This window comes from Brucella anthropi ATCC 49188 (assembly GCF_000017405.1).
In the GTDB taxonomy this organism is placed as follows: domain Bacteria; phylum Pseudomonadota; class Alphaproteobacteria; order Rhizobiales; family Rhizobiaceae; genus Brucella; species Brucella anthropi.
Genome location: NC_009667.1, coordinates 2,017,522 through 2,030,856, shown reverse-complemented (window position 1 = coordinate 2,030,856; position 13,335 = coordinate 2,017,522). Strand labels below are relative to the sequence as shown.

Sequence of the window (13,335 nt, the reverse complement as noted above, 5' to 3'; positions counted from 1 at the left end):
GGCAATTTCCTATGTAAACCCCCGATAAACGGGGACTCAAGGGATGTTGGCGTCCAATAGCCTCTTTAGACAGAATATAGGCCGCATACTGGAAAAAACCAGCAAGCGGCCTTGTTCAAGCTGCAACGATACGATGTATCGCCTAAATCCCTTCGCCCAGCATCTGGTCCATGACGCGGGAAGGCTCGGCACAACCCGTATCGCCCATGATCCGGGCCGGCACACCGGCTACCGTGACATTGTTCGGAACAGGCTTCAGAACCACCGAACCGGCTGCAATTTTCGAGCAATGACCGACTTCGATATTGCCGAGAATTTTCGCGCCAGCACCGATCAGCACACCGTGACGGATTTTCGGATGACGGTCGCCGCTCGATTTGCCCGTGCCGCCGAGTGTGACACCGTGAAGAATCGAAACATTGTCTTCGATCAACGCTGTTTCGCCGACCACAAGTCCGGTCGCATGATCAAGGAAAAGGCCGCTGCCGAGTCTAGCCGCCGGATGAATATCCGTCTGGAAGATCGAGGACGAACGGCTTTGCAGGTAATAGGCGAAATCCTTGCGGCCTTCATGATAGAGCCAATGCGCCAGACGATGGGTCTGGATCGCATGGAAACCCTTCAGGTAAAGGATCGGATCCATGAAGCGGCTATAGGCCGGATCGCGATCATAAACCGCCTGAATATCGACGCGGACAATCTGGGACCACTCAGGATTGGCATCCAGCATCGCGTCAAAGGTCTGGCGCAGAATATCGGCGCTCAGATCGGCGTGCCCGAGACGCTCGGCGATACGATGCATGACCGCATCTTCCAGGCTCGGCTGGTTGAGGATCGTCGCATAGAGGAACGTGCCCAACACGGGATCGTTCTTGGCCGCTTCCTCCGCTTCGGCACGGATGGAATGCCAGATGGGATCGACCTGACCCAGACCGGGGGTCGCTTTCGCTGATGTGCGAACGGACATATGCATACTCCAGTTTTGCACCGCGCGAGGAGGAGACGACAGCCGAACTTTTCGCTCAATCCCCACGCCGCAATACGAGTTCGGCGCGCAGCATAACTTAAAATGCTTTGCCTTGACACAGCCGAATTTGACGCGCCCCGTCGGCGCATTCTTTGTCAGAAATCAAATTCGCTTCAGAGTCGATTTTCTTTCAAAAACTGCAACACCGCCTGCTTGTAGACCTTGTCACCAACGGCCAGCATATGGTCGCGGTCCGGAATATCGACGGCCTGTCCATTTGGCAGAAGATCGGCGAGTTCCTGCGCGCTGCCTGCAATATCATCGGTCGTGCCGACGGCCACGAGAACAGGCTGCATGATACGTGCAATCGCAGCGGCGGGAACCAGCTCCTTGGAGGTAATCACACAGGCTGCAAGGGCGATACGATCACTCTTGGTCTGGTCGGCAAATTTGCGGAACATCTGTCCACGTGGATGGGTGATCGTGGTCGGATCTTCTGCAAGCAGCGCCTCGCCAATAGGCTCCCAGTCGCCAGCGCCCGTTACCATGCCGATGCCAAGCCCACCGAAAACAGCGCTATGAACGCGCTCGGCGTGTTCAATCGCCAGAAATGCGGTAATGCGTGCGCCCATGGAATAGCCCATGACATGCGCCTTTTCGATCCCGAGATGATCGAGCAGGGCTGCAGCATCAGCCGCCATTTTGGTCGGCGTGTATTCGTCTGCGTCGTGGGGCTTCGCGGAAAGCCCGTGCCCACGATTATCGATGGCGATAACGCGGTATCCGGCTTCGGTCAGCGTACGGAACCAGCCGGGCGAAACCCAGTTGACGAGACTTGAAGAAGCAAAGCCATGAATGAGCAGGATCGGATCGCCTTCTCCGTCCTGACGATATGCCAGACGCAAACCGTCATGTTCGAAATATTCGATATCGAGGGCACTCACCTGATTATTCCTCTTGATTTTATTACAGCAGCGTCACGACCGGCATTCGCCACAAATCACACGATGGACCGCTTTGTCACCAATCTTTATGCCGGTTCTTTTAACCGTACCGGCCAGAACCTCCACGACATACGCTGCCGGAACTTCAGATGAAATGATATTTTCGGAGAATGGCACCGCATTTTCGTGAATGGCCGATACGCGTCCCTTGTCATCGAGGAAAACCATATCAAGAGGCGACGGTGTATTCTGCATCCACATCATGACACGGCGCATTTCTCCGAACACGAAGATCATGGCGCGATCCTTGGGAAAATCCGTGCGCCACATCAGGCCGCGCACACGTGCATCGTCGCTTTCAGCCACTTCCAGCGCAAAATTTACCTTGTTGCCATTGGAGGTAATGAATGTCAGCGGTTCCTTGTCGACCGGCAGCCGCATCGGCTGTGTCTCATCGGCCTGAGCAACGAATGCGAAGAAAACAAATGCAAAAGCGAGAAAAATGCGGCCCATACCCTGCCCACTCAGATAAACAAACTGGCTTGTAAACAAACAGGCTTGGAACCTAGCAATAGGACAGAGTGACGACAAGACCGCTCAGGCCGCACAAAGCGGCCTTCACCTGCTTGTTACAAGAATTGAGAAATTTGGCGCGCTCTAATGCGAAACCGGGATTGCCGTGCCGATATCCGGATGGATTTCCGCCGCCATCAGGCCCTTGTCGCCTTCGCCGAAGCGAATAAGCACGACCTGACCGGGGCGCAACTCCATCATGCCGAAACGACGCAGCGTTTCCATATGGATGAAAATATCTTCCGTCCCCTCGCCGCGCGTCAGGAAGCCGAAGCCCTTGGTGCGATTGAACCACTTGACGATCACGCGCTCAAGGCCGCTCGACGGCGTAACAGTCACATGAGTTCGCTGCGGCGGCATCTGCGCCGGGTGAACGGCAGTAGACGTATCCATCGACAGGACGCGGAAACATTGCAGGCCGCGATCGCCATTGCGAACTTCACAAACGATGCGCGCACCTTCCAGAGCAGTCTGGAAGCCGTCGCGACGCAGTGACGTCACATGGAGAAGAATGTCATTAAGGCCCGGCTGGTCTGGAACAATGAAGCCGTAGCCCTTGGCTACGTCGAACCATTTGATATGGCCCGAGACTTCGATGATATCGCCCAGCTCTTCCGAGGCGTGCTGGCTGTGAAACTGGTCATTAGACACAGACTTGTCCGCCATGCGTTCGCCCCTCCTCTGTTCTTCCGTTGCGATTCCGACCTGATTCTTGTCCAAAGAATAACACTTCCTTAACCGGAGGCGGCAAGCCCAAACTTGCATCCGTCCCCATGAAGACCACAGACTTCACAACTTCATGGTTACTTTTCCCGGCACAGCAGCGTTTGAAACTGACCCACCACCTGAAATATGGCCGGTCGTCAATTTGGCAATGACATGTTCAAGACATTTCCGGTCACATCTGCTGCTCAAAATTTTTGAACGTCACTCTGTCCATGATAACTTGACGTTCGGCCTCCGACATCGGATTCGATGTCCTTGCGTTTCCCGAACGTCAACCGCCCGAATTACAACAGCCGAGGAAAAGACTATGCGCTATCTGCACACGATGGTCCGAATTCGCGACATCGACGAATCTCTCGATTTTTATGTAAACAAACTCGGCCTTGAAGAAATCCGCCGCACTGAAAATGACAAAGGCCGCTTCACGCTGATTTTTCTCGCTGCGCCCTCCGATACGGATCGGGCGAAGGCAGAGCGGGCGCCGGAATTGGAACTCACCTTCAACTGGGATCCGGAGACCTATACGGGCGGCCGCAATTTCGGCCATCTCGCCTATATGGTCGATGACATCTACACCACTTGCCAGAAGCTGCAGGATGCAGGCGTCACCATCAATCGTCCGCCGCGTGACGGGCACATGGCCTTCATCAAATCGCCCGATGGCATTTCCATCGAACTGATCCAGAAAGGTGACCGTCTGGCGCCGCAGGAGCCATGGGCTTCAGCCGAAAATATCGGTAGCTGGTAATAAAAAAGCCCCGCCACAAGGGCGGGGCTTTTTCTCAATACTGAACAATTATTCCGTTCCCTGAATGGCTGCGAGAAGCCATTCGCCGCCATCCGTGCGAGTGAACGTCCAGAGCTCGACGCTTTCCACCGGCTCATCCGGATTGCCTTCGACGACAGCGCCGGTATTGCGATCCAGCATCACATCGATCGCCGAATAGCGGATTGCAACGGTTGCGTATTCGACATCGCCTTCGCGCCAGGCTTCGGAAACGTCACCCTGCAGAAGCTTGACGTCCTTCACTTCGTTGCGCATGCCGCTGGAAGCGATCTCGCCCAGTTCTTCGGCCAGATAGGACATGGCTTCCGGGGTAGCGAGCTTGCGCAGCGCTGCATAATCCTCACGGCCATAAGCGGTCTGGACTTCAGCAAGCATCTGTTCGAAACGATCCAGATCCTCCTGACCGACATCCATCGGTTCATCTTCAACCGCCGGAGCGGCGGGGGTGACCGGAGCGGCTGCCTGCTTGGTCTCGAACGGGTTCACCGAAGGCGTACGGCCACCAAAACCGGCCTGTGAACCAGCTTGCGGGGCTGCGGTCTTTGCAGCACCGAAAGGCTGCGCGCCTGCGTTACCGGCACCTGCCGCTGCAGGCTGGCGACGATTTGCGAACATACGCATGACAAACATCGCAATGAGCGCGATCACCGCAACCTGCAACAACAGGCCGAACATCCCGGCAAGACCGCCAAGGCCGTTGCCGAGCAGCATGCCGATCAGGCCACCGACGAGAAGACCGCCCAGCATGGAACGACCGAAGTTACCGAACATACCGCCGGAACGCTGTGCCTGCGCAGCATTCTGCGTACCTGTTGCGCCCGGACGGTTGGTCTGCGTCGCGCCGGTATTCGGCGTCATCGAACGTTCCATCGGCGCGGCATTGTTAGGTGCAGTGCGCGTCGGCGCTGGCGCAGAATAGGTGCGTGCGCCACGGCTGCCGAAACCGCCACCGCCCGCACGGCGAGCCTCGGCGAAATCGACCGCAGCAAAAGAGGCAATCAGCCCCAATACCATTGCAGCTGTCAGTTTGGTCAGGCGGCTTCCGGAACCCGGCATCGGTTTCTCCCACTTAGAGTCATGTCTGAATGTTTAAATCAGTGCTCATATGGGAATTCGCCCCCACACCTCACAAGAGCGTGAAGGCAAAAAAATCCAGAAATTTCAAATAGGCCCGGAATTTTAAATAGGCAAAGCCGCATCCAGAATCTGTATTTGTGGCGTGACCGAGCCATTCCAATGATTTAGCGACAGATTGCCTGCAACATGGACGCTCTGGCCGATATTGTTGAACAGGAACCGCCCCAGATCGCCTTCCGCCGCCCGGAAGGCGATGGCATTGACGCGCTTTCCATCCGCGCCACGCAACGCGACACGCACGTGATCGCGCCCGACGCCACGCACATCGGCCAATATATGATGCGGCAGCGCCAATATGGGCTGCGGATGCGCCGAACCGTATGGCCCAGCCTTCTGCAAGGCTTCATAGAGCGATACCGTTGCGCCTGATGCGGCCAGTGCGCCATCGATGGACAGGCTCTGGTTTTCGCGCAGGCGCGAAACGATATGCGCCGATTCTTCTTCAAGATAAGCCCGCAGCGCGCCAAGATTTGCGCGCTCGATGGTGATACCGGCCGCCATGGCATGGCCGCCACCCTTGACGAGCAGCCCGCGCTCCATCGCGCCCCGCACCAGCTTGCCAAGATCAAGCCCCATGATCGAACGACCGGAGCCCGAACCGACGCCATTGGCGTTGAAAGCAATCGCAAAGGCTGGCCGCCGGGCCTTTTCCTTAAGCCGCGAGGCCAGCAACCCGACGATACCGGGATGCCAGCGGTCACTTGCCGTCACGATCACCGATGCTCCCGCGCCACCGGAAATTTCCAGCGAAGCTTCCGCTTCAGCCTCCATAAGCATCTCGGCTTCCATGGCCTGACGCTCCTGATTGAGACGGTCAAGCTCGACTGCAATCCGATCCGCGGTTGCGGAATCGTCCAATGTCAGCAGTCGTGCGCCAAGCCCCGCATCGCCGATGCGCCCGCCAGCATTGATGCGCGGCCCGATAAGATAACCGAGGTGAAAGACATTGAGCGGTTCGCCAATGCGGGCAACACGCGCCAAGGCCGCAAGGCCGACATTGCTCTGCGACCGCGCAACGACCAGTCCTTTGACGACGAAAGCGCGGTTGACACCTGTCAACGGCACCACATCGCAGACCGTTGCCAGTGCCACCAGATCGAGCAGAGAAAGAAGATCGGGACCCGGTCCCTTGCCGCGCTCGCGCAGGATTTTGGTCACCTGTACCAATGTCAGAAAGACCACGCCTGCCGCGCAAAGATGCCCCTGCTGCGAAATATCATCTTCGCGGTTGGGATTGACGATAGCCACCGCATCTTCAGGCAGATCGCCGCCGACCTGATGGTGATCGAGCACGACGACATCCGCTCCAGCTTGCTTGGCGGCTGTAATCGACGATGCGCTGTTGGTGCCACAATCGACTGTGACGATAAGGGTCGCACCTTTGGCGACCAGATCGCGCATGGCATCGGGATTGGGGCCGTAACCTTCAAAAATCCGGTCAGGAATATAGATGGAGTGCTGAATGCCGTAATGTTTGAGAAAACGCGCCATCAAGGCGGAAGAACACGCCCCATCGACATCGTAATCGCCAAAAATGGCCACGGTCTCGCGACGCAGAATGGCATCGGCAATACGGCTGGCCGCATTTTCCATATCTGTGAGCGTCGCCGGGTCGGGCATGAGATTGCGCAGCGTCGGATCGACAAATTCCGGCGCATTTTCTACCGACACCCCCCGCCCGGCCAGCACGCGTGCAACCAGATCGGAAATGCCGTGATGCTGCGCAATGGCAAGCGCCGTATTGGCCTCACGCAGGCCAAGCCGGTCTACCCATTTCTGTCCGGTTGCGGATTGTTTTATTCCGAGAAAAAAGCGCTCTGTCGTCATAAGTTTCTAAAGACACAAAAGGCGGCATTTTTGCAATGCCGCCTTTGACTATTCTACGCTCAATCCTGCCAAGGTTTAGGCTGAACCGTTCTCGCGCAATCACCTAGAACTTGGACAGATCCTGATGTCGCGCCTTGATCTCGCGCACTGTCTGCGAGCTTGAACGCATGACGATGGTGTGCGTCTGGATATAGTCACGGGCGAATTTCACGCCGGAAAGCATGTTGCCATCCGTCACGCCGGTAGCGGCAAAAAGCACGTCGCCCTTGGCCATTTCTTCCAGCGAATAGACCTTCTTCGGGTCTGCAATGCCCATCTTCGCGGCACGAGCGATCTTTTCATCGGTATTGAGCTGAAGACGACCCTGCATCTGGCCACCAATGCAGCGCAACGCTGCCGCAGCCAGAACGCCTTCAGGCGCGCCGCCAATACCGATATAGATGTCGATGCCGGTTTCGTCCGGGTTGGTCGTGTGCATCACACCGGCCACGTCACCGTCGCCGATGAGGCGGATGGCAGCGCCGGTCGCCCGCACTTCCTCGATCAAACGCGCATGGCGCGGACGATCCATGATGCAGGCGGTGATTTCATTCGGCTTCACGCCCTTCGCCTTGGCGACGGACATGATGTTATCCGTCGGGCTTGCGTCAAGGTCCACAACGCCCTTCGAGTAGCCCGGGCCAACGGCGATCTTTTCCATGTAAACGTCAGGCGCGTAAAGCAGGTTGCCCTTCTCGGCAATCGCGATAACAGCAAGCGAGTTCGGCAGATTCTTGGCGCAAATCGTCGTGCCTTCCAGCGGATCGAGCGCGATATCGACATCCGGTCCCTGCTTGGTGCCAACTTCTTCGCCAATATAGAGCATCGGCGCTTCGTCACGCTCGCCTTCACCGATAACAACCGTTCCGGCGATCGGAAGACGGTTCAATTCCTGACGCATGGCATCGACGGCGGCCTGATCAGCAGCCATTTCGTCGCCACGGCCACGCAGCCTCGCCGCGGCGACCGCTGCACGCTCGGCCACGCGGACCAGTTCGAGTGTGAGAATGCGATCCAGTCCGTGGGGGTGCTGCTCTGCGGTCTTGGCCATTTGAACAAAGTCCTGAATTCGAATTGCGTGGACGCGGCGCATGAAGCCCGCGATTGCCGCCTCTTATAGCGACACTGTGCAAACCTTTTGTCAAAGTCCCCCGCCCCCTGCAAGGGCGATAGAGCTAAAAACAATGTACGCTCAAACTCTTAATCGATTTAAGCTATACACGCTTCGTTTCATGTCCGGGCCGGATGTGAACGCTCACACCCGGCCAGAAGTTGCAGAAATTGTTAAACAACCAAAAGATGTTGCGGGCAATCAGCTTCCGATTCCATCAAAGAAAAACTCCGGACTTTCCACTTCGACCAGCTTTTTTCTTTCGATCATCCAGAAACGGTTGCCGACATTGCGAACAAAACTGCGGTCATGCGAGACGATCAGGCTCGCCGCCTCGTTGCGCAGCAGTTCCACTTCCAGCGCTTCCTGACCTTCGATATCGAGATGATTGGTTGGTTCATCAAGAATATAGAAGTTCGGATTGGTCAGCCGCAGAACCAGCATGGCAAGTCGCGCCTTCTGCCCGCCGGACAAACGTTCCAGCGGTTTGGCCTGCATTTCAAGCGTCATGCCCGCCCCGGCCAGCAAGGATCGCGTCCGCTGGTCGCCAATATCGAACCTTCTTGCAATCGTCTCGAATGGTGTCCAGTCCGGGCGCAGCTCCGACAAGGCCTGATCGCTATATCCAAGCACCAGCGAGGGCGTCGCCTTGATTCCTGCCTGTGCCTGATCCGGCGCAAGAATGGCCTCACGCACAAGCGTCAGCAACCGGGTCTTGCCCATGCCATTGGCCCCCAGCAGAACAATTCGGTCGCCCGGATTGATCCAAAGCTGTCCTGTCTTGAAGAGAAGCCGCCTATCGGGCGTGGCAATTTCGGTCTGATCGAGAACAACCAGCGCCTTGGCGTGGCTGCCTCGACTGCTCAGTATGATCTTGCCGGCAGAGCGCTCCACATGCGCCGCCTTGGCGCTTTCCTCGATCTTGTCGGCTCGCGCTTTTAACTGCTTGGTCTTGATCACAAGCAGATCACTACCCGAATTGATGCCAATATTGTTGAGCTTCGCCGCCTGCTTGCGCAACTGCTGGACTGTTTTCATGTCCTTTTCAAATTGCCGGGCATCGGCCGCGTCGATTTCATCAAGCGCAACACGCGCCTGACTATATGGCAAGGCGAAAACCGGTGATTTTTCCGCCCGCAGAAACAGCGTTCGCTTCGTAACCGCATCAAGGAAAGCGCGGTCGTGACTGCTGACGACCACCGCAACCGAACGCGGCAGCGCATTCAGCCAATCTTCCAGCAACCGCACTTTTTCAAGATCCAGATGGTTGGTCGGTTCGTCGAGAAGAAGAACATCAGGTTCGGAAACCCAAGCGCGCGCCAGAAGTGCAAGCCGCTGCCAGCCGCCGCTCAACTGCCCTATGGGGCGCTGCCGCAGTTCTTCGGTGACGTTAAGGTCATCCAGCACGATATCGGCGCGCCAGCTTTCATAATCGCGCGCTTCTTCGTCAAGCCCATCCAGCACAACCTCGTAAAAGCTGCGATTGAACAGTTTTTCGGGCACATACTGGCTGACATAGCCGATCTTCAAACCGCGCGACCGCGTGATGGTGCCAAGCGTCGGATCGCCCTCCCCGACAAGGAGACGCAGAAGACTGGTCTTGCCGCGCCCGTTGGCAGCGACAATGCCAAGCCGCTCGCCCTCGCCTATGACGAGATCGAGATTGGCAAACAGAGGTTCATGAAGGGTCAGGGAAAGATTCTGGATAGAAACAAGAGACATGGCAATCAGCCCGATTCTGCCACGCACGAATGCCCGGTTTCCAAACCGTGACACGAATAGATGTGCTGGCGAATGTCCGGCAGCGGTTCAACGACCGCGCCTTCAGGAAAAGGCAGAACAAGACAGTGATTTCAGTCTTTTTCCGCCCTGCACAAGTTACTTATGCAGGGCAAAATCGGGGCCGTGCTGACGGTGATGATCATGACGCGTCACATACATCATACAGCCCTCCTTTTCCTGTTTTGTCTCTTGAAACGAATTAAGCCGGATCAAATCCGACCCGGCTTTCATAACAAAGGTGAATCCAACCTGCAAGAGAGGCAGTCACGCCGGTTCTCACCCGGCGCGTTCGATGCGGATCATCTGCGGTTTATCGACCAGATGATCGTCCTTGAGGATTGCTTCCAGCGCTTTCTTGACGGCTGCTTCAGTCGTCTCATGCGTGACGAGGATGACCGTCTTGATGCCTTCGTTGGCTGCGCCATCCATTGGTGGACGCTGGACGATCGATTCCAGCGAAATATCGTTTTCAGCCATGCGCTTGGCAATGGCCGCAAAAGCGCCAATGCGGTCAAGGACGGTCAGGCGGATGAAGTAACCGCCCGCGTGCTTGCGCATCTTGGCGCGCTTGTAAGGCTGCAATGCCTTGGCAGGCGTACCGAACACCGGACCATGCTGGAAGCCCGGACGGCTCTTGGCGATATCCGCAACATCACCGATTACGGCAGATGCCGTCGCATTGCCGCCCGCTCCGGGACCGGACAGCAAAAGCTCGCCCAGAAGATCGGTTTCGATTGCCACGGCGTTGGTGACGCCATGAACCTGCGCGATGACCGACGAGGTCGGCACCATGGTCGGGTGCACGCGCTGTTCAATGCCCGTATCGGTCTTCTGCGCGACGCCCAGAAGCTTGATGCGATAGCCGAGTTCGTCGGCGGCGCGAATGTCGGCCAGCGAAATATTGCTGATGCCTTCCAGATAGATGTCATCGGCAGCGATCTGCGTACCGAAGGCAAGACTGGTTAAGAGCGCCAGCTTGTGCGCCGTATCGTTGCCTTCGATGTCGAAAGTCGGATCAGCTTCGGCATAACCGAGGCGCTGCGCGTCCTTGAGACAGTCTTCAAACGAAATCCCCTCTTCCCACATCCGAGTCAGGATGTAGTTGCAGGTGCCGTTCATGATGCCATAGACGCGCGAAACCGTGTTGCCGGTCAGCGATTCACGCATTGCCTTGATGACCGGAATGCCGCCCGCAACAGCGGCTTCGAAATTGAGCAGAACGCCCTTGTCTTCAGCGATCTTGGCAAGCGCAACGCCATGGCGTGCAAGCAGAGCCTTGTTGGCGGTCACGACATGGCGACCGGCGCGCAGAGCCGCTTCCACGGAAGCCTTGGCCGGACCGTCCTCGCCACCGATCAGCTCGACGAAAACGTCGATATCGGCAGATTTGGCCAGTTCCACCGGATCGTCGAACCAGGCAATACCGGAAAGATCGATACCGCGGTCCCGCGTGCGGTCGCGGGCGCTGACCGCCGTAACCGTTACAGGCTTGCCGCACTGGCGCGTGAGCATTTCGGACTTGTCACGCAGGATACGCAACACCGAAGCACCAACGGTGCCGAGCCCGGCAACGCCGATCCGTAATGCATCACTCATTATATCGACCTTCTGTATGGAGTGGCTTATCGGGTGGGATGCCACGGGCTGCATGATGCTGCCCGTAGCCTTTTGAAATATTATCCGCGACGACCTTCGAGCGGTATCACATTCTGCAGGTTCTCATCCTTGGTGGAGAGGAACCGCTTGATGTTGCGCGCTGCCTGACGAATGCGATGTTCGTTCTCGACCAGCGCGATACGCACATAATCGTCGCCGTGTTCGCCAAAACCAATGCCCGGCGCAACGGCCACATCGGCCTGCTCGACCAGAAGCTTGGAAAATTCGAGTGAACCCAGTGGACGGAAGCGTTCAGGGATCGGAACCCAGGCGAACATGGTTGCCGCTGGCGGCGGAACATCCCAGCCCGCCCGACCGAAGCTTTCGACCAGCACATCGCGGCGCTGTTTATAGACATTGCGCACATAGGCGATGTCCGAACCGTCACCATTCAGCGCTGCCGTCGCGGCAACCTGGATTGGTGTGAACGCACCATAGTCGAGATAGGACTTCACGCGGGTAAGAGCCGCGATCAGGCGCTCATTGCCAACCGCAAACCCCATGCGCCAGCCCGGCATGGAAAACGTCTTCGACATGGAAGTGAACTCCACCGCCACATCCATGGCGCCCGGCACTTCCAGCACCGATGGCGGCGGATTGCCATCGAAGTAGATTTCCGAATAGGCAAGGTCCGACAGGATGACGATGTCATGCTTGCGGGCAAATGCGACGACATCCTTGTAGAAATCAAGCGTTGCTACATAGGCCGTCGGGTTGGACGGGAAATTCAGGATCAATGCGATCGGCTTCGGGATCGAATGCTTCACGCCGCGCTCAAGCGTCGGAATGAAGGTATCATCCGGCTTGGCCTGAACTGAACGGATCACCCCGCCCGACATGATGAAGCCGAAGGAGTGAATCGGATAGGTCGGATCGGGGCACAGAACCACATCGCCCGGCGCGGTGATGGCCTGCGCCATATTGGCGAAACCTTCCTTGGAACCGAGCGTGGCAACGACCTGCGTATCGGGATTGAGCTTCACACCGAAGCGGCGCGCATAATATTGTGCCTGCGCGCGACGCAGCCCCGGAATCCCCTTGGATGAGGAATAACGATGCGCGCGCGGATCCTGCACGGCCTCACACAGCTTGTCGACGATGTTCTGCGGGGTCGGCAGATCGGGATTCCCCATGCCCAGATCGATGATGTCGGCACCCGCCGCTCGCGCCGATGCCTTCAGACGGTTGACCTGTTCAAAGACATAAGGGGGCAGACGACGGACTTTATGGAATTCTTCCGACATGATCCTGTTCCAGTGGAGGGTTGAACGTAATGGCGCGTATGCGCCGCAATGGAGCTATACACCTGTTCTCGAATCGGGTCGAGACGTGTTGCCGCGTCAAAGGACGCGGATTTCGTCTTTAGAGCACATCCCGAAAAGTGTGAAACGGATTTCGGATAAGATGCGCGCCAAAAACCAAGGAAGAGGATTTACTCTTCCCCGCTTTCGATCTGTTTCAGGGTGGCGTCCGTTTCCTGCTGCGCCTGCTGACGCAAGCTCGCAGCCTCGGCGGGCGTGAAGCCGGCGCCGGTGCCTCTGGATGCCGCCAGACGCGTGCGGTCGGCATCAAGCTTGGCTGTAAGCTGCTGCTTTTCTTCTGCGGTGATCTGCGTGGTCGCAGCCTTCGGCATATGGCCGAATGTGGGGAAAACACCGGTGCGCGAAGCACCTTCCTGCGGCGTACCCTGAAACTCTTTTCCGCCCGCGCATGCCGTGAGCATCGCCGCCGCCGTTGCTGCCAGCAAAAGATTGGCGATCTGCCGCGTGCGATTGGTCATGTTTCT

At 57.2% G+C, this 13,335-nt stretch carries 12 protein-coding genes; 1 reads left to right on the top strand and 11 read right to left on the bottom strand.

Going from position 1 to position 13,335, the window contains the following annotated elements:
- Nucleotides 1-142 precede the first annotated feature (142 nt).
- The 4 genes from cysE to OANT_RS10000 all read right to left on the bottom strand — a co-directional run bounded on the left by cysE (nt 143) and on the right by OANT_RS10000 (nt 3,150).
- Nucleotides 143-967, bottom strand: a complete 825-nt coding sequence (gene cysE / locus OANT_RS10015) for a serine O-acetyltransferase (protein WP_010659889.1) — start codon at nt 965-967, stop codon at nt 143-145.
- Nucleotides 968-1,140: 173 nt separating this feature from the next.
- Nucleotides 1,141-1,911: an alpha/beta fold hydrolase gene (locus OANT_RS10010; protein ID WP_012091895.1), complete on the bottom strand. Its 771-nt coding sequence runs from the start codon at nt 1,909-1,911 to the stop codon at nt 1,141-1,143.
- Nucleotides 1,912-1,944: 33 nt separating this feature from the next.
- A complete protein-coding gene (locus OANT_RS10005) occupies nt 1,945-2,424 on the bottom strand; it encodes a DUF192 domain-containing protein (protein WP_029928863.1) in 480 nt (159 codons plus the stop codon).
- 144 nt (nt 2,425-2,568) lie between these two features.
- Complete coding sequence (locus OANT_RS10000) at nt 2,569-3,150, bottom strand: cold-shock protein (RefSeq protein ID WP_010659886.1); 582 nt, start codon at nt 3,148-3,150, stop codon at nt 2,569-2,571.
- A 367-nt stretch (nt 3,151-3,517) separates the two neighbouring features.
- Here OANT_RS10000 and OANT_RS09995 point away from each other — a divergent pair, with 367 nt between their 5' ends.
- Nucleotides 3,518-3,958: a VOC family protein gene (locus OANT_RS09995; protein WP_010659885.1), complete on the top strand. Its 441-nt coding sequence runs from the start codon at nt 3,518-3,520 to the stop codon at nt 3,956-3,958.
- A 48-nt stretch (nt 3,959-4,006) separates the two neighbouring features.
- Here the strand turns inward: OANT_RS09995 and OANT_RS09990 are convergent, their stop codons facing one another.
- From OANT_RS09990 to OANT_RS09960, 7 genes are all read right to left on the bottom strand, one after another.
- Nucleotides 4,007-5,053 carry a Tim44 domain-containing protein gene (locus tag OANT_RS09990; protein ID WP_012091893.1) on the bottom strand — a complete coding sequence of 349 codons (1,047 nt, stop codon included), beginning with the start codon at nt 5,051-5,053 and terminating at the stop codon, nt 4,007-4,009.
- 123 nt (nt 5,054-5,176) lie between these two features.
- Nucleotides 5,177-6,961, bottom strand: coding sequence for a single-stranded-DNA-specific exonuclease RecJ (gene recJ, locus OANT_RS09985; protein ID WP_012091892.1), 1,785 nt, complete (start codon nt 6,959-6,961; stop codon nt 5,177-5,179).
- Nucleotides 6,962-7,064: 103 nt separating this feature from the next.
- The gene (gene glpX, locus OANT_RS09980; protein ID WP_010659880.1) at nt 7,065-8,051 is read right to left on the bottom strand and encodes a class II fructose-bisphosphatase; all 987 of its coding nucleotides are present in this window, start codon (nt 8,049-8,051) and stop codon (nt 7,065-7,067) included.
- A 261-nt stretch (nt 8,052-8,312) separates the two neighbouring features.
- Nucleotides 8,313-9,833, bottom strand: a complete 1,521-nt coding sequence (locus OANT_RS09975) for an ABC-F family ATP-binding cassette domain-containing protein (RefSeq protein WP_012091891.1) — start codon at nt 9,831-9,833, stop codon at nt 8,313-8,315.
- Nucleotides 9,834-10,169: 336 nt separating this feature from the next.
- Nucleotides 10,170-11,489 carry a homoserine dehydrogenase gene (locus OANT_RS09970; protein WP_010659878.1) on the bottom strand — a complete coding sequence of 440 codons (1,320 nt, stop codon included), beginning with the start codon at nt 11,487-11,489 and terminating at the stop codon, nt 10,170-10,172.
- An 80-nt stretch (nt 11,490-11,569) separates the two neighbouring features.
- A complete protein-coding gene (locus OANT_RS09965; RefSeq protein ID WP_010659877.1) occupies nt 11,570-12,793 on the bottom strand; it encodes an LL-diaminopimelate aminotransferase in 1,224 nt (407 codons plus the stop codon).
- A gap of 188 nt (nt 12,794-12,981) precedes the next feature.
- Nucleotides 12,982-13,329: a hypothetical protein gene (locus tag OANT_RS09960; RefSeq protein ID WP_012091890.1), complete on the bottom strand. Its 348-nt coding sequence runs from the start codon at nt 13,327-13,329 to the stop codon at nt 12,982-12,984.
- Between the last annotated feature and the right edge of the window lie 6 nt (nt 13,330-13,335).

Bases quoted from the DNA above. Each gene is read 5' to 3' on its own strand.
- OANT_RS09970 (WP_010659878.1), bottom strand. From the start codon at position 11,489: ATGAGTGATGCATTACGGATCGGCGTTGCCGGGCTCGGCACCGTTGGT.
- OANT_RS09990 (WP_012091893.1), bottom strand. From the start codon at position 5,053: ATGCCGGGTTCCGGAAGCCGCCTGACCAAACTGACAGCTGCAATGGTA.
- OANT_RS10005 (WP_029928863.1), bottom strand. From the start codon at position 2,424: ATGGGCCGCATTTTTCTCGCTTTTGCATTTGTTTTCTTCGCATTCGTT.
- glpX (WP_010659880.1), bottom strand. From the start codon at position 8,051: ATGGCCAAGACCGCAGAGCAGCACCCCCACGGACTGGATCGCATTCTC.
- OANT_RS09995 (WP_010659885.1), top strand. From the start codon at position 3,518: ATGCGCTATCTGCACACGATGGTCCGAATTCGCGACATCGACGAATCT.
- OANT_RS09960 (WP_012091890.1), bottom strand. From the start codon at position 13,329: ATGACCAATCGCACGCGGCAGATCGCCAATCTTTTGCTGGCAGCAACG.
- OANT_RS09975 (WP_012091891.1), bottom strand. From the start codon at position 9,833: ATGTCTCTTGTTTCTATCCAGAATCTTTCCCTGACCCTTCATGAACCT.
- OANT_RS10000 (WP_010659886.1), bottom strand. From the start codon at position 3,150: ATGGCGGACAAGTCTGTGTCTAATGACCAGTTTCACAGCCAGCACGCC.
- recJ (WP_012091892.1), bottom strand. From the start codon at position 6,961: ATGACGACAGAGCGCTTTTTTCTCGGAATAAAACAATCCGCAACCGGA.
- cysE (WP_010659889.1), bottom strand. From the start codon at position 967: ATGTCCGTTCGCACATCAGCGAAAGCGACCCCCGGTCTGGGTCAGGTC.
- OANT_RS09965 (WP_010659877.1), bottom strand. From the start codon at position 12,793: ATGTCGGAAGAATTCCATAAAGTCCGTCGTCTGCCCCCTTATGTCTTT.